General features: G+C 57.9%; 10 protein-coding genes, 4 tRNA genes and 1 pseudogene. 9 read left to right on the top strand and 6 right to left on the bottom strand.

Annotated features, from left to right (window positions below):
• Positions 1-199: 199 nt before the first annotated feature.
• The 4 genes from ASD86_RS07755 (at position 200) to ASD86_RS07740 (ending at position 641) form a co-directional block, all read left to right on the top strand.
• Positions 200-276, top strand: a tRNA-Pro gene (locus tag ASD86_RS07755).
• 41 nt (positions 277-317) lie between these two features.
• Positions 318-394 (top strand) — tRNA-Arg (locus tag ASD86_RS07750).
• A 39-nt stretch (positions 395-433) separates the two neighbouring features.
• A tRNA-His gene (locus tag ASD86_RS07745) sits at positions 434-510 on the top strand.
• A gap of 55 nt (positions 511-565) precedes the next feature.
• A tRNA-Lys gene (locus ASD86_RS07740) sits at positions 566-641 on the top strand.
• Positions 642-709: 68 nt separating this feature from the next.
• Here ASD86_RS07740 and ASD86_RS07735 read toward each other — a convergent pair.
• Entirely contained in the window at positions 710-1,009 is a 300-nt protein-coding gene (locus ASD86_RS07735; RefSeq protein ID WP_056108990.1) for a hypothetical protein, read from the bottom strand.
• 140 nt (positions 1,010-1,149) lie between these two features.
• On the opposite strand from ASD86_RS07735, the pseudogene ASD86_RS07730 reads away from it, so the two are divergent.
• Positions 1,150-2,040, top strand: a pseudogene (locus ASD86_RS07730) (phage portal protein); the annotation flags it as partial.
• A 221-nt stretch (positions 2,041-2,261) separates the two neighbouring features.
• Here the strand turns inward: ASD86_RS07730 and ASD86_RS26525 are convergent.
• The 3 genes from ASD86_RS26525 to ASD86_RS07720 all read right to left on the bottom strand — a co-directional run.
• Positions 2,262-2,603 carry a hypothetical protein gene (locus ASD86_RS26525; RefSeq protein WP_157476304.1) on the bottom strand — a complete coding sequence of 114 codons (342 nt, stop codon included), beginning with the start codon at positions 2,601-2,603 and terminating at the stop codon, positions 2,262-2,264.
• 8 nt (positions 2,604-2,611) lie between these two features.
• Complete coding sequence (locus ASD86_RS07725) at positions 2,612-7,000, bottom strand: RHS repeat-associated core domain-containing protein (protein ID WP_056108984.1); 4,389 nt, start codon at positions 6,998-7,000, stop codon at positions 2,612-2,614.
• Positions 7,001-7,062: 62 nt separating this feature from the next.
• Positions 7,063-7,425, bottom strand: a 363-nt coding sequence (locus ASD86_RS07720) for a hypothetical protein (RefSeq protein WP_235567692.1), incomplete at its 3' end; no start/stop codon positions are given.
• An 848-nt stretch (positions 7,426-8,273) separates the two neighbouring features.
• Here ASD86_RS07720 and ASD86_RS07715 point away from each other — a divergent pair.
• The 3 genes from ASD86_RS07715 (at position 8,274) to ASD86_RS07705 (ending at position 12,408) form a co-directional block, all read left to right on the top strand.
• Positions 8,274-8,570: a hypothetical protein gene (locus ASD86_RS07715; RefSeq protein WP_157476300.1), complete on the top strand. Its 297-nt coding sequence runs from the start codon at positions 8,274-8,276 to the stop codon at positions 8,568-8,570.
• 139 nt (positions 8,571-8,709) lie between these two features.
• Positions 8,710-10,629 carry a DUF4209 domain-containing protein gene (locus ASD86_RS07710; protein WP_082578147.1) on the top strand — a complete coding sequence of 640 codons (1,920 nt, stop codon included), beginning with the start codon at positions 8,710-8,712 and terminating at the stop codon, positions 10,627-10,629.
• A 318-nt stretch (positions 10,630-10,947) separates the two neighbouring features.
• Positions 10,948-12,408 carry a ParB N-terminal domain-containing protein gene (locus tag ASD86_RS07705; protein WP_082578146.1) on the top strand — a complete coding sequence of 487 codons (1,461 nt, stop codon included), beginning with the start codon at positions 10,948-10,950 and terminating at the stop codon, positions 12,406-12,408.
• Here ASD86_RS07705 and ASD86_RS07700 read toward each other — a convergent pair.
• Together ASD86_RS07700 and ASD86_RS07695 are read right to left on the bottom strand one after the other, a co-directional pair.
• Positions 12,395-13,297, bottom strand: a complete 903-nt coding sequence (locus ASD86_RS07700; RefSeq protein ID WP_056108971.1) for a DNA adenine methylase — start codon at positions 13,295-13,297, stop codon at positions 12,395-12,397. The genes ASD86_RS07705 and ASD86_RS07700 overlap by 14 nt on opposite strands.
• A gap of 80 nt (positions 13,298-13,377) precedes the next feature.
• Complete coding sequence (locus tag ASD86_RS07695) at positions 13,378-13,908, bottom strand: hypothetical protein (RefSeq protein WP_157476298.1); 531 nt, start codon at positions 13,906-13,908, stop codon at positions 13,378-13,380.
• Positions 13,909-14,332: 424 nt separating this feature from the next.
• On the opposite strand from ASD86_RS07695, the gene ASD86_RS07690 reads away from it, so the two are divergent.
• On the top strand, positions 14,333-14,569 hold the full coding sequence (locus ASD86_RS07690; RefSeq protein ID WP_056108965.1) for a hypothetical protein: 237 nt from the start codon (positions 14,333-14,335) through the stop codon (positions 14,567-14,569).
• Positions 14,570-15,066 lie beyond the last annotated feature (497 nt).

Here is a 15,066-nt window from a genome sequence, read left to right as displayed (position 1 = left end):
GCGCACAGGCCGCGATACTTGAGAATGTTGTGTACTTGGGGCCGAAGCATACACGGCGCAAGCGCCGCCGCGCCTTGGCTGAAGCGCCGGCGCGCGAAGCCGCCCGAATCGATCGCTTCGACCTCATTGACAGCGGCGAAAGCGCCCACCACACTATGCGGCCTTTCGCGGGGTTGGCGTGCCGCGGAAGTCCCGGCTTCGGGGTATAGCTCAGCCTGGTAGAGCGCCAGCTTTGGGAGCTGGATGTCGTGGGTTCGAATCCCTCTGCCCCGACCATCCGTCGAACAGGCCGAGCGTCAGTTAAGATTCTCCGACTGGCGCCCGTAGCTCAACCGGATAGAGCACCGGCCTTCTAAGCCGGTGGTTGCAGGTTCGATTCCTGCCGGGCGCGCCACGTTGTAAAGCTTTAAGATGTACCTTGTAGATGCATATGGTGGATGTAGCTCAGTTGGTTAGAGCACCGGATTGTGATTCCGGGGGTCGCGGGTTCAAATCCCGTCTTCCACCCCAAATTTTAGTTGTGCGGCACCGCGTAGTTCGGTTATAGTGTCGCTCCGGTTTTATCGGGCTGTTAGCTCAGTTGGTAGAGCAGTTGACTCTTAATCAATAGGTCCAAGGTTCGAATCCTTGACAGCCCACCAATAAAAAGAGGGACTTAGCATCGCTGCTAAGTCCCTTTTTCTTTGCGGTGGAAAAAATCGTGGAAAAATTAGCGCGGGGTGGCTGGTTCCACGATGGTCAGTTCATGGTCGTAGTGATCTTGCATCGCCTTCGTCTTGTGGCCGGCCGCTCCTTTGTCCCGTGAGTCGGTGATGCTTCGATGCTTGAGGCCGTGGAGCGTGAACCAGTCCCTTTGATGGATGACCTTCGCCTTGATCGCGGCTCGCATGAGTTGCTGCCAAGCGGTATCCAGGCTGGATTTGGCTGGGGGCGTTCCGGATTGGTTCACGATCAAAACCGCTCCGATGGGCGCGTCGGCGGTGTGAGCGTCTTTCGCTTTCTGGCCCACGCCGCTGCTCGAATGATGACCAGTTCCGCCCAGGCCGCCCGTAGTTCTGGGTTCCACCCCGTGATGTTGTCTTTGCTCCCCTTGGTTCGGTCGCACTGGATGCCCTCGGTCAGATTGTGTGCGTCCGTAAGCGTGTTGTCCGCGCTGGCAAGTGGTACGAACCCCCGGTGTCGCTCGATGGCTTAGCGCGGGCGTTTCGGTCGAGCCCGCACCACGCGTCCGCCATGTATACGAAGTGCAACATCTTAGTGTCCACCTTCGTACCGCATCGTTTGCTTAGTGGCGACCAGTTCGAAAAGCTTGCGCTTGACACAATTGCTCTCGGCAATGGCTACCTAGAGCGGCGGGACGCCCGGAGCCGCAAGCCCCTTGCGCTCAAACATGCACTGGCAAAGTTCGTTCGGCGGGGCGTTGACGATGGCCGATACTTCTTCGTGCGCGGCTGGGAAGATGAGCACGAATTCGCGGCCGACAGCGTTTTTCACGTCATGGAACCGGATATCAATCAAGAGATTTACGGCGTTCCGCAGTACGTGAGCGCGCTGCAATCGGCGCTGCTGAACGAATCGGCGACGCTGTTCAGGCGTAAGTATTACCTCAACGGCAGCCATGCCGGATTTATCATGTACGTCAACGACGCGGCGCAGGATCAGGCCGACATTGACGCCATGCGCGACGCATTGCGCGATGCAAAGGGCGTCGGAAACTTCCGAAATCTGTTCCTGTACTCTCCGAATGGTAAGAAAGACGGTGTTCAGGTCATCCCGATTAGCGAAGTCGCGGCGAAGGATGAATTTTTAGGGATCAAGGGCGCGACGCGCGATGACGTTCTCGCAGCGCATCGTGTGCCGCCGCAACTGCTAGGAATCGTGCCTAACAACACGGGTGGTTTTGGCGACGTAGAGAAGGCTGCCCGTGTGTTCGCAAGAAACGAACTGTTGCCACTGCAAGCTCGATTTCGACGTATTAATAATTGGGTCGGTGAGGAAGTGGTGCGATTCTTACCGTATGACCTTGATGATAGCGTTTAGCTAGGATGATCATTTTTGAACAAAGGCCCTTGAGGGCCCTTGTTCGTTCTACCAAAACAGTCACAAAGACTTAGACGATTCATCAAAAATATACTGGAAAAACTAGCGGCCTCAGATGCTTTAAGTCACAAAGAACCTGTGCTCAAGTCAGAAACCCCAGAAGCCGGCTTGATCTTCGGCCTCTGGGGCGACTACTCAGGAGCAATTCATTAGCGGCTCCTCTAGAATGCCACGTTCTTTTCGCCCGATTTTGCGTCCTTCTTCAATATGAACTCGCCAGTGCCCATGGCTCTTGGCTCATAAGGCGGGGTCCATTTTCCAATCACATCCAGCTCGTCTTTGGAAACACAGTATCTTTTGTCGACGAATCGGCGGACATGTCTAAAGCAAAGATTGTTTCCGGCACTTTCATAGAGATACCAAGCGGATGCCGAAGTCTGGTTCGCATTATGCACCAATCCTTTAAACTCCTCGCCAGTAACCTGTGAGGGTCTATACAGTGCCCATGCCCCAACCGCAAAGAGTACCACCGCTACAGCAGCTATTTTCAGCAAAGTCTTCATAGGCCCCCCTATTTGATATTAACAGGATTACTCACTGAGTTAGTGGGGTGAGTGCTTCTCCACAGCTCAATCTGAATGGTCAAGGTTTTTGGGGTTTCAGTTCCAAATGTGGTCCAAGAACTCCAGTCATTCATGTCCAAAGGATCTTGATTCGGAAACGTTTTATTGAAGACTTCCTGGGCCCAAGATGCGCAATTATTATCGTAATTCCACTTCCAAGGCTTGTTTAGGAAATCCTTCAGGCGTGCGAGTTGATCCGGGGTGAGCTTAATATAGAAATTTGATTTGAACTTGTAATCCATCGGGTAATCAAGTTCAATATTCATGTACAGGTCATTGCCTCCCTGTTTCGGCCTCTCCCGGGTATTGGTGTGATCGTATTGCCACGGACTCCAGGTACTGATTATTTGCCCGGTATCGTTATAGAGAGCGATCCAAGAGTGTCCATCGGTGGCGTGACTGTTAGAAGTCGCAAGATTTGTATGAAATCCAAGAATTTCCAAGCCAAACGGGTCTTTGAACGATACCGGACTTAAGCCAGAGTAAGAGTAGGTCGTGACTCCTCCGTTTAGGCCAATGGGGTCGCTTTGAATATAACGCCCAGTGGCCGAATCGTAGTCGCGATAGTAGTTGTAGATCAATCCACTGGCAGCATCCAGTCGCTGCCCGGGGAACCGCATATTGAATACGAACATGGTGCCATCCAGGTCCGGGTCCTGGTTTGGCGAGCTACTACCAAACGCTTCGCTCTTGGCGTCCCACGTCCAAACGGCGATATTACGAGCAGGGTCGATGACAGCCCGGGGCGTGCCCAAATGGTCCGGCTGGACGTAAGCCAGCGTCTGAGCGGCACCATTGGCAATCACCAAGCCGACCGGCGCACTACCAAACCAAATGGCCTGCTGCTTAGCCGCGCCCGTGGTGTCGTAATCACCAATCCAGTTGCCGGTTTCATCGTACAAGGTGTACGTATCAACTGTACTTGTCGTGGTTCCGGTCGTGGCGACGCGCTCGCCGCGGGTGTTGTAGCGATAGCTCGCCCTGATGACAGCGGCCTGCTTGAACTGGCTCAATCGATCGCCCGGGCTGTAAACGAACTCCTTCGTGGTGCCGCCGATGCTGGTGGTGTTGCCGGCCGCGTCGTAGCCACGTGCCACGCCGGCCACGTCGGTCAAACGATGGGTCCCGGGACTGTTGTAGCCGTAGGCTTGCAGGCCGCCGCCGTCCATCAGGGTCTTTCGGTTCCCGGTCTTGTCGTAGGTGTAGGTTTCTAGCGGATTGGAGTTGTGATCCTGGGTGACGGTCAACCGGCCCAGCGTGTCGTAGACGTATTTCGCCTGAAAAGCACTTTGCAGCCCGTCCTTCAACTCCGTCAGCTCGCCAACGCTGTTGTAGCCATAGCCGAGCGACAAGCCACCACTGGCGCTGTCCAGGATCGTCTTGGGGCGGTAGTCCAGATCGTACGTGCGGGCTAGCGTCCGGCCATTGCCGTAGGTCCATCCTTTCACCGGACCAAACGGCTCGTAGGTCGCGTTGTTCAGCAGCACCGTGCGGCTGCCACCGTTCGGACGAACGCCAACTTCCGTGATTCGCGCTCGCGAATCGCGGACGTAGTCCACGGTGGTGCCGTCGGGATAGGTCAGGGCGTCAAGGTTGCCCGCGAGGGTGTAGGCATAGCTTAGGGTGAAGCTTTTGCCCGCAACGATCTGCACCTTGCGCACAACTTGACCGAAACGGTCGTAGCAATACTTCAGCTCATTGCCTTCGGTCCGTGTCGCCGTGAGACGCCCCGTCGCAAAGCCCTGGCCCCCGGTGCATTCGGCGTTGACGATGTCGTAATCGTACTCAACATCCGCCGGGCCTGCGGTCGTATAGAAAACCGCTTTCGGCCGACCCAACGCATCGTAGGTGAAGCGATGCGCCACGGCGTCGTTGGCATCCTTCTTCGTCGCCAACAGGCCCGCGCTGTTGTAGGTGTAATCGGTGACTCCAGTGTCTGGACTCGTCAGCTTAGTCCGGTCTCCGAAGCCGTTGTAAGCGTAGGTCGTGTTGAGCGTGTTGGGATCGGTGATCTGGGTGATCTGATCGAACGCGTTGTACTTGAACTTGGTTTCAGCGGCCAAGTTGCCGACTCCGGCATCCTGCACGCTGATGCTCAACCGGTTAAGAGGGTCGACGGTCCGGGTGCTGCTGCGCAGCAGGGCGTCGGTGACTTGGTCGGGGTTGCCATTAACGTCATAGTGAAAGCCGGTGGCGTTCTGCGATGCATCCTTGAGCGTCGCCAACTGTCCCAGCGTATTAAACACGCGCGACAGAGTTTGCCGCAGCGCTCCGCCTGCGGTCTTGGTGTCCTCCTGCTTGCGGTTGCCGGCTAGGTCGAGCGTGTAATGGATCGTATTACCCGCGTTGTCCATGACATCGGTCAGGCGGTGGGCCGCGTCGTAGATATACCGGGTGTAGACGCCGTCCGGCAGGGTCACCTTCTTGACCAAGCCCGTGGGCTCGTGCTCGATGCGGGTGATGCGGTCGTCGGTCTCCACCGCGTTGTTGGCCCCACGCACCTTCGTGGCCGTCAGCCAGCCGCGTGCGTTGTACTCGTAGTCGGTGACCACGCCGTTGGGATCGAGTACGGACAGCGGTCGGCCTTGCGGATCGTAGCCCAGCACCTCGGTGGCACGGCCGAGCGCATCGATCGTCTTGCGCACGTCGCCCTTGCGGTAGGTGCATAGTTCCGGCGTGGTGGCGCAGGTGCTGTCGTCGCTGCCGTAATACTCAAACGCCGTGATGTCGCTGACGTCGGTTCGCGGACCGTCCACCGATTTCAGCGAGCCCAGCGTCGGGCAGGTGCTGCTAGGTGCCGACACATCCCCAGATTCACAATAGGCGTAGGTGGTGGTGCGGACATCGTTGGTGGTGGTGTCGCGCACGGCTACGGTGACAGGCTGCAGCCGAGCGTTACGGGTGATCCGGGTTTCACGGTTCCCAACCACCGTCAGCAGCACGCGATTGCTGGCGATATCGGTACGCACTTGGCGGGTGCGCTCCTCATCCAGGCCCACCGCTTCTGTGACCGTGTGGGTGCGCGCCGGCTGGCCCGTCACAGCGTCGTTCGCTTCGGTGTAGATGTGCTGGGCGTTCACTCCCTTCCGATCCTCGACCGTGCTCAAGCGACGCCGGAAATCGGAGACCGCGTCCAAGTACGTGCGGGTGACGCTTCCGCGCGTGTCGGTGAACGTGGTGGGCTTGCGCGACAATCCGTCGTTTCCAGCCGGCAGCACGCCGTACGTGGTGGCCTGGCCCAGCGCGTCGGTCACGATCGATCCGCCCGTAGCAGGGTAGGTCAAGGTTACGGCGTCCGCGCCGCCGGCATGCGTGCTCGACACCACCCGCGCCTTGTCGTCGTAGGCGAAGGTGCTGTAGCGCTGCCCATCCTCGCGGGTCACGCCAGTTAGGAAGCGTGGAAAGCGCGTGTCCTCGTAATGGTAGGTACGGGTTCCACCGCCTGCGTAGGTGACGGTTTCGACCTGGCCACCGGCGGTGTAGGTGTAGCTGGCGAGCGCAACACCGGCAGAGCGGATCGCCACGATGGGCGCGTTGTCCCCCCCGGCGGTGTACTCAAATCCCAAGTTTCGACCGCTGCTGTGGGTGACCGCGGTCAAGCGACGCGACGCGTCGTACGTGTAGACCAACGAGGTGCCATCTTCGAACCGTTGCTCAATCACGCGGCCGTTGGCGTTGAAGCGCAGCACCCTGCCAGGACGGTACAACAGCCAATCCGTGCCGTCGGCGACGACTAGGTCGCCGCTACCGTCGTCGGCCTCATATGCTGAACCAACGGCGGTGAACGAGATCTGCGACCCGTCAGCTTCGATCAATCCCATTTGCAGGGTTTGGTTCGGGTCCATAGGGTCGGTGCCCATGGCCAACTGGATGTTGTGCGAATGGGTCCAGCCATCGCCGAAACCACTTCGCCCGGCCGAGGCCATCGAGTGGTAATGCCGGTCGAACGCGATCCAGCCCAGATCGAAATCAGGCGCCGGCTCGGACTTGTCGCCGGTGGTGGGATCGCATGGGTTGCCGACCGGGCACTCGTTCTTGGGCAGGGGCGCGGTTTCGTAACTGATCTGGAACGGCGGCCCGCCGCACGCTTGCAGATCCGCCCGCCAGTCCAGTAAAGAGTCGTTCGGGCAAGCGACGTTGCGCGCACGCTCCAAGGAACCGCCTACGTTGACGGTGTCGCACTGACTTCCGGTCCAGGCCGATTGCGTACCGGAGTACTCACCGAATCCTAATTGAGAGGTCTGGCCGTCATCCCAAGGACTTTGCTCGCTCCAGTCCGGAGCGATTTGAATCGTGGTGGCGGCCGGACACCCCTCGTTGACGCTCTCCTGGTTCAAGCGCTGAATGAGTTGCGCCTTGAGCGCTTCGATCGAACCGACCTCGGGACCAGCAGAACTGNCGGCAGTGGCTCGAAATCGTAGTTGTAGACCGCTTTGTTGCCGAAGACGACGTTGCCGGTGACATGCAGCTTGGCTGCCGCCCCACCGGGAAAGTTGGAAAAGAAGGTCTTGATTTCTTGCTGGATGCCGGCCTCGGTAAGTTGAGGCTGGGCCGGAATGGCGTTGCTGATCCAGAGTTTTCCGGCCTCTTGGGCCTGGGCACTGGTGCAGAGCACTGCGCCAATAGAGAGTGCCAGCGCAACTGCGAGGGGGCGTCGGTCGAAACCTGTGGGTGGAACTCCTTTTCTTCTAGACATCGCGATCTCCTTGGGTGGGCAATCAGGTGCCCGGATGTCGGACGCGTCGCCGTCGTCGTCGCGCACGGCAACGCCCCCGTTCGGTACAAACAGGTTCGATCAATACAAGTGGGGGGGCGGCAATTCCATTGCGTGCCTTGTGGTTAGGTCAGTCCACTGAATGCTGAGGATGTGTTGTCTCAGCTACCGCGACGTTACGTCGGCGTGCGCCCGTTGGCTAGTGGGGCTTGGATGCGCCGAAGCGGAGAGGCTGCGGCCGGCGCCGGGATTGCTCCGATCAAGGCGTCGGCGCGCGGTCGAGACCCCGCCACGCCTTCCCGCTACTTGTGCGCCTTTCGACTCAAATCGTAAGGCCGGCCGGGAGCCCCGCCCGCAATAGCGATAGCTGCGATCAACTGGAGCACTTTTTCGACGCGAATAGACGCACGCAAGGCGTTTTTTTTGGGCTGCGGCGGGTGCTGGTTTCGCACGCTCGATCGGTCGATGAAATGAGCGGAAATCGCGGCGCTTTCCCAGGCGAGGGGAGGGGGCATCGGGAAACGGTAATCTCATCGGAAAGCCGCGTTTTTCGCTCATAAGCATCTGATTTTAAACGGGTTTTTAGGTTACCGCAGAGCGGTAATTTTCGGTAACCCGGCCGGTAACTGATGCGTAAGTAATTGATTTTAAAGGGGGAGCTAAGCCCAAGAGATTACCTATATATAGAGGTAATTAATTACCTTCTAGTTACCCTAATGGTTACCGCCGCCCATCGTCGTAAGCCATTGTCAACGTTAGGGAAAGTGGCCGGTGCAAGACCACGTTACCGATGTTACCGATTTCCGACGCCCCCCCCAAATGTTCTGGACCCCTATAGCTCCGGCCAAAGTCTGCACAATCTCAGGCTGTAAGACGCTGGTGGCTACGATGGCGCCATGCCTTCCTGTCTTGTTCGATACCGGGTCGTGATCGCGTCGCGCGGCCCTCTTGGCGCCGATCCTGCGCATGGCGTCGTCGGCACTGCCGTGGTCGATGAGGAATGGGAGCCCGACGAATGGGGCGACCCTGGCCGCTGCGTGCGGCGCCGTGCCCTGGTCGAGCTGCGCGGGGACGGCGGCGGGTGCTACCTCGACCGCGTGCGGGGCCGGTCGGGCTTCTGGCGCATCACAGGGGCGAAGATTGACGGGCCGGTGCTTTGGGCGCATCTCGACTGCGAGGCAGACTGTCCATAAGCCCAAATGCCCAGCGTCCATGCTGTGAGCGGCGATGCAGCAAAGAGCGGTATTAGGGAACGGGGCCGTAAATCGTGCTGAAATCCGTTATCGGATTAGCTGAGCTTGGCGATTTGTTGTCACATACAGGGAGATTCGAATGCTTGAGTTACCGGAGGGAACCGTAGCGACGGTTGCTGACTTCGATGCCGTGAAACTCCAAACAGTTCTTGATGGAGCGGATCAAGGCTATTACTTCTACCATGCGGCACTTAATGCGGCCGCTACCGCCGCGGCCGCCGCGGAAGAGTATCGATGGGCGAAGACTATTGATCTAGTCGCTAGCGCGTGTTCTATGTCGCTTGTTCCGGGAAGCGCGTCGCAACCATTCCGACCGTATATGGAGATGGGTAACAGACGGTCCATTATGCCGGAGGATTTCTCCCAGGCTGATATTGCCCTGATTGCAGAATTGGCGCCATTGGTGGTCAATAAAATGGTGGCTGCGAGACTTCACGATATCGCATGGCATTGTTTGCGCCCGCGAGTACCTCAACACGCAAGCGATGCGATTGATTGCTATCGGTCGATAGAGCTGACCGAAAACTCGTGGATCGCTGATGGCCGGGAATGTTGGCTGCGAGCTATAACGCTTGTCCGCATGCATCGTGACCAACAGCGGCTTGCAGAGATAGTTGCGGCAATCGAGGCTGCACTTTTCATGGGTTCGCATGAGAACGGATATTTGTCGCTATGGCTCGCGGACACGCTTAAAGAACATCGTTTCGCAAAAGACTCGGCGCCGCAGATTGCTGCTCATCTGCGCGGGATTGCGGACGCTATAAAAAATGCCGGCGCCGACTCTTGGCGCGCGCGCGATTACTACGGCGCCGCGGGCGAGTGGTACAAAGTAGGTCGAGACGATTTGAATGAAAGCGCGATGACCGTAGCTGTTGCCGAAAGCTTCTACGACGAGGCTAAATCTCGCATAGAGGGGGCGCATCCAAGTTACATGGCCGCTGCTTCGTTTCTCGAAGATGCCATCCTTGTGTTCAGACGTGTGCCGGGTAGCCACCGCGCTGCGCACGGTGTAGACGAGCGAATCGAACAACTCCAACGGGAGTTGAGGGAGGCGGGAGAGAAATCGCATGCGGAGATGGCGACGATATCCAGCGGCCCGATCGATGTGTTAGATCTCGTTGCTCATGCGGAGCAGTCTGTTACCGGGAAATCATTTGTCGAAGCTCTTGGCGGACTCGCGTCCTTGTTTAATATCAGTGATTATCAAAAATCTAAGGACCAGGCGAAGGCCGCACTGTGCGCGCATCCATTAATGTCGTCAATGCACGCAAGCGTTCTCGGGCGAGATGGAAATGTTGTTGCAAAGAGACCGGGCTTTAATATGGCCGAGCCGGATTCAGAGGCCAACGAGGCGGCGATTCGCGCGCAGATGATACAAACGCAGGCTCAGGCTATGGGTTTGCGTGTTCAAGCCCTAATATTGCCGGCTCTCGAAATTGTGCAGTTGGAGCATGGCGTTAAGCTACAGGCATTAATTCAGTTTGCTAGTCAAACCTCAATCGTCCCGCCTGGAAGGGAGCGTTTAGTTGCGCAGGGGCTACATTATGGATTTGAAGGAAACTGGGCGGCCGCGGTTCATTTACTTGTCCCGCAGCTCGAACACTTGGTTAGGTATCATATTAAACAAAACGGAGCCATCACCACCGTAATGAGTAAAGAGGGTGTCGTCAACGAAGTCGGTCTTAGTGGCTTAATGACACTGCCGGAAGTTGAGAGCTTCTTTGGTCCTAATTATTCTTTTGAAATTAGAGCGCTCTTCTGCGACCACTATGGCCCAAATTTGCGAAACGAACTTGCTCATGGGCTGCTGAGTGACAGAGAAGCTTTCTCGGCTGAATCCGTCTATGCGTGGTGGTTCATGTTCATGCTCGTCATGACGGGATGGCGTCACGAGTTGAGGGGGCGCATTGCTCAGGCCAAGGCAGGCGACCCGCAAGCGGGCCCCGTTGCGGCGGGTGGCGAGGGCGCCGCCGCCCCTGCTGAAGCGTTAGCCCCCTAGGTGCCTTGCCCGTTCTGGGGCCGGTAAAATTAGTGCCCCTTGTAGCGGAAACTGGTGTCCTATCCGTGCGCCTTCGGTAAAATTGAAGTGTCTAAGTTGTTGAAATGAAAGCTAAGTAGGTCAAACTCTTAATCAATAGGTCCAAGGTTCGAATCCTTGACAGCCCACCAAATAAAGAAGGACTTAGCGGAAACGCTAGGTCCTTTTTTATTGCCCCCTAAAATTCCCCCTAAAATTCCTGCCTATAATCGCTCTAAGCGATGCCTCAGACTGGACAGAGGTGGCCGTCGCGCTCGTAGTACTCCGCAGGCTCAGGGGATGCGAAAAATGACAAGGACTGCCTTTAAGGTCGTGCCGGCGGTGCCGCTCGAGAAGCTGCTGCTGGACACAAAAAATCCTCGTATCAGATCTGGAGAGGATCAGAGCGACTGCATTGAACGGCTGTTGCGGAAGCCGAAGCAGTTCCTGGCGTTGGCCAAGGACATCGCCACAAACGGGCTGTCGACCGCGCCGATACTCGTAGAACCGGTGAAGGGTAAGAAGTTCGTCGTGTGGGACGGCAATCGCCGCATCACGGCACTCAAGCTGTTGAACGATCCGGCCCTGTGTCGGGATAGAGCATTACGGACTCAGTTGGCCGCCGTCGCTGCGAAGGCGGTCTTCCCAATTCCTGCCGTGGTCGATGTGCTTTCCTCCTCCGATCACAATGCGTTGCTTCAGGAAGTGCTCGCGCGGCACGCGGGTGCGATGGATGGCGCAGGCCAGCTGAACTGGGATGCACTGCTTCGGACCATGTTCCTTCTTGGGCACCAAGCGGCACCCAAGGACTATCGGCTCACTGGGCTTCTCCTGATGTGGGCAGAAGAGCACGGGATTGCCGTCGATGATGATTTCCCAATCACGACAGTCCATCGCTTCCTCAACAAGCAGAATTTGGAGCGCCTTGGGTTTCGGGAGAAAGATGGAGTCGTCGAGTCAACTAGTGCAGAGGATTCAGCTGTTCGCGTCGCTGAACGAATCGTTCAAGATTTTGGTAGTGGAAAGGTCACGGTCGACAATGTTTTCACCGTTGGACAGCAAGGCGCTTACATCACCTCATTGCTGACTGATCTAGGGCTGCTCGCTGCTCCGACCGAAGGTAAATCGTCAAGCGGTGCGCGCGAACCTGCCGGTGGCTCTGGTGCTGGCGGCGGCGATAGCGCTGCCGATCGAGCCGGGCGCGGCGGTCGAGGATCTAGCGACCCTCAAGCTCCTGACGATGAGCCAAGTAGTGATGGGGGAGGTGGAGCGAAAAAGCCCGTCTCGAAACGCAGCCCGGTGAAGCCCGACTGGGATCGCAAGTATGTGCCCCGGACGCGTTTTAAGCCCGCAATTCCGGACGCAATGTGGAAGCCGTGGGAGGTTCTGAAAGAACTCCGCAGGACCGAAACGGAGGATCACGCGATCGCGGCGGCGTCGTTGTTTCGTATCTTCTTTGAGTTGAGCACGCGCGCATATATGAAGCGGCACCGCCTCGCCGATAAGGGCGAAATGCACAAGAGCGCACAGGCCGTCGCGACCGACATGCGGGCCCATGGGCGCCTTGATGAGGGTGAGCTGACCGCGGCTAACCGACGATTCAAGGATAAATCGCAGGCTGAAGCCCTGCTCCAGTACGCAACGCTCAACGACTTTATGCACTCGTTCAAGCACCTGCCGGACAGGCAGTCACTGCACGTGTTGTGGACCGAGGTGGAGGCTTATCTTGAAGCCTGTTGGGACGACACTAGGCGGCCTTAACAACAGGCTGCATCGAGCCTGTGAGTGCAGGGATACGCATGCCACGGCTAAAGAAGATCAGTTCTTGGCCACGAGTACGTTCCTGGGCTGTGTAGTTGAGCGTGTAAGTCAGCCCGGGGAATTTACGGTACAGGGCCGCGATCTGTGGATGTGAGTCGTATGACAGCATCCAGCGCACGCGGGAAGGCAGATCACGCAGCGTGCTGGCCAGTATTGCGTGATCGTCCGCTTCGTAGAAATTCAGATACAAATCTTGCCCTTTCTGGAAGTAGGGAGGATCAAGGTAGATCAGATTGAGTTTGGCCAGACGTGGCGCCAGGCGCTTTATCAGCCGCCTAGCGTCCTCACAATGCAGGTGAATCGAAGCGCGACGTGCGGCGATCGTCTCGATGCGGCGCGCTAAGTCCTGTTTGTTGAACCTTGCATCGAGCTTCCAAGGGCCAGTTTGATCCTTGCCCCCGATCACGCCGGCCTTGAGAATTCCGGAGCGGTTTGTCCGATTCAGGAAGAATGTCGCGAAACCGAGTTCAAGCGGCGACGCGTCAGTATCCGTCAGCACCTCGCGCATTCGGTGCCACGTGTCCATCTTGACGGGAGTGTCCCTGATAAGTCTTAAAAGCCTATCCGTGTCGTCGAGAACGGCAAGCCAAAACGCATGTATTTCAGGGCTGAGGTCGTTGATGTGGACTCGCGACGCGTGCCCCGAGAGTAGTAAGGAAATGGCAACTGCAGCGCCTCCTGCGTACGGCTCAACGTAAGTGCCGCCGCACACGCCGTTTTCTTCCATCACGCTGGCGACATACCGCGCGAGTTTGCCTTTCCCGCCGGGATATCGGAGAGGAGTGTGGAAGTTGTGGCCGAAGTACTTTTTCTCGCTGCGGGTGTCCATTATTCCCCCTCCCCCGAATCATTCGCCAGTATAGAGTCGTTGCTCAGTTCGACAAAGCGTATCGACATGCGCCAACCTCATCAGCGACCTACTGCGTAGGACTCAGCTCCAAAATTGGAAGTCTTGGCTGCACGCCAAAATAAACGAGGATTTAGCCGAAATGCTACGTCCTTTTTCATTGTCTGCTTCCAATTACAGATTTTTTTGGCGGTTCGCGCCAGCTTGCCGATCGGGTGGGCCGGCGCCGGGACCACCTTGATCTCGTCGTCGTAGATCGCAAACGCCTGCTCCCTGGCATGACGTGAGGCGTCCTTTTTCTCCGCGCGCGTGCCTTCGGTGTTGCTGATGCCCCGGCGCTTGAGACCATGCATCGCGAACGTGTCTTCCTGTGCGATCACGCCGGCGCCGATCGCCGCGGCCACTAGCTGCTTCCAAGCCGAGTGCTGACTCGATCTCGCCAGGGGCGCGCCATCTTCTCCGCACAGTAGCGGTCGATTCTCCGCGCGCATCGGAGTGACGCGCTTCTTGGCGCTGATCAGCGCGCTGCGGCGCGCCTGCAGTTCGGCAACGGCCGCTTGCAAGCGAGCGTTCCACGCAGTGATGTTGGTCAAGCTGCCCTTCCGGCGTCTGTTCTGGAGCCCCTCCTCGAGGATGTCGGCGTCGTTGAGATCGCAGACCTCGACGCCTCGCAGGCGGCAGCTGAAGGCGATTTCGGCCACCGCTACCAGATAGGGCGGTTGCTGCCCTTGGAGTGGGGCTTGAGCTGGCCGCGCTCGCGCGCGAATTTGACCAGGGAGACGTACGCCTGATCTTTCGCGAACTGCCGCTTCTTCCGCTCCGTGGTTTGCTTCACGCCGCGGCCGAGATTGTTTTGGCAGTGACCGTGGCGTACGCCCCAGGCGCATAAGCGCCGCAGGTACCGCAGCAAGTGGTTCGCCTTGGGCGGATACCCTGCTGCAGCTTAACGGGTTCACGTCGGCCAAGGTTTCTCAGGGGTACGAGCGCAACAACGCGCTGAAGAACTATGAGAAGGCCTTGCTCGACCGCCGCGCTCACCTGATGGACAGCCTGGCCACGGCGATTCGTACGGGTGCCGACGTCAAGGCAGTTCAGGCGAAGATCCGCGCGTTCAATCAGACCAACAATCCCGAAATCACCATCACCGCCAAATCGATCGAGCGGAGCCTTAGGGGGCCGGGCGCGGTACAGCTCGCGGGCGTGGTGCTCAATTCCCGATTGTCTGCGCGTGTCCGCGAGGCCGTCGGGCACTGAGTAGGTGGCGCCGACTTGACGATTTGATCAAATCGTCAAGTCGGTAGGACACAGATTGCTGTCGCCGTTTACGGTTCCACTTCGAACAGCTTCGAGACGGTCTCCGTCGGTTTACCTGCTACCGTTAGTTCGGCAGTCCACCGGTCGAAATACGGATGCCGATCGGTATCATTCTGTACGTCGGTGACGTCTTTTCCCCAAATGTCGAAGGCCACGAGCCGGGTTCCGACAACGCTCCAGAATGCGGGGCCATTCGTACCAACATAAAGCGCAGCAGGCGAGTAATGATGTCCCGGCCCAGGCACGGTGCCCGGCAGCCCGTCTATATACGGCCGCCATTCGAATTCGTCAGTTAGGACGTAAGCCTCGCTAACCCCTCTTGGCCCTTGCGATCGAAGCTGGCCCTTGCCGCTTCCGCTGAGGCATAGCGCTGCGGCAGTGACGGAGCTCGGATTTTGCACAGCCACGCTAAGGAACCATAGCTCGCCTTGGTAGAT

Source organism: Lysobacter sp. Root690 (assembly GCF_001427785.1).
Lineage (GTDB): Bacteria > Pseudomonadota > Gammaproteobacteria > Xanthomonadales > Xanthomonadaceae > Lysobacter.
Note: the sequence above shows the minus strand (reverse complement) of the source record. Positions and strands in the feature narration are given on the sequence as shown.

Excerpts from the sequence above, each read along its gene's own strand:
- ASD86_RS26525 (WP_157476304.1), bottom strand. The coding sequence starts at position 2,603 with ATGAAGACTTTGCTGAAAATAGCTGCTGTAGCGGTGGTACTCTTTGCG.
- ASD86_RS07715 (WP_157476300.1), top strand. The coding sequence starts at position 8,274 with ATGCCTTCCTGTCTTGTTCGATACCGGGTCGTGATCGCGTCGCGCGGC.
- ASD86_RS07710 (WP_082578147.1), top strand. The coding sequence starts at position 8,710 with ATGCTTGAGTTACCGGAGGGAACCGTAGCGACGGTTGCTGACTTCGAT.
- ASD86_RS07705 (WP_082578146.1), top strand. The coding sequence starts at position 10,948 with ATGCGAAAAATGACAAGGACTGCCTTTAAGGTCGTGCCGGCGGTGCCG.
- ASD86_RS07700 (WP_056108971.1), bottom strand. The coding sequence starts at position 13,297 with ATGGACACCCGCAGCGAGAAAAAGTACTTCGGCCACAACTTCCACACT.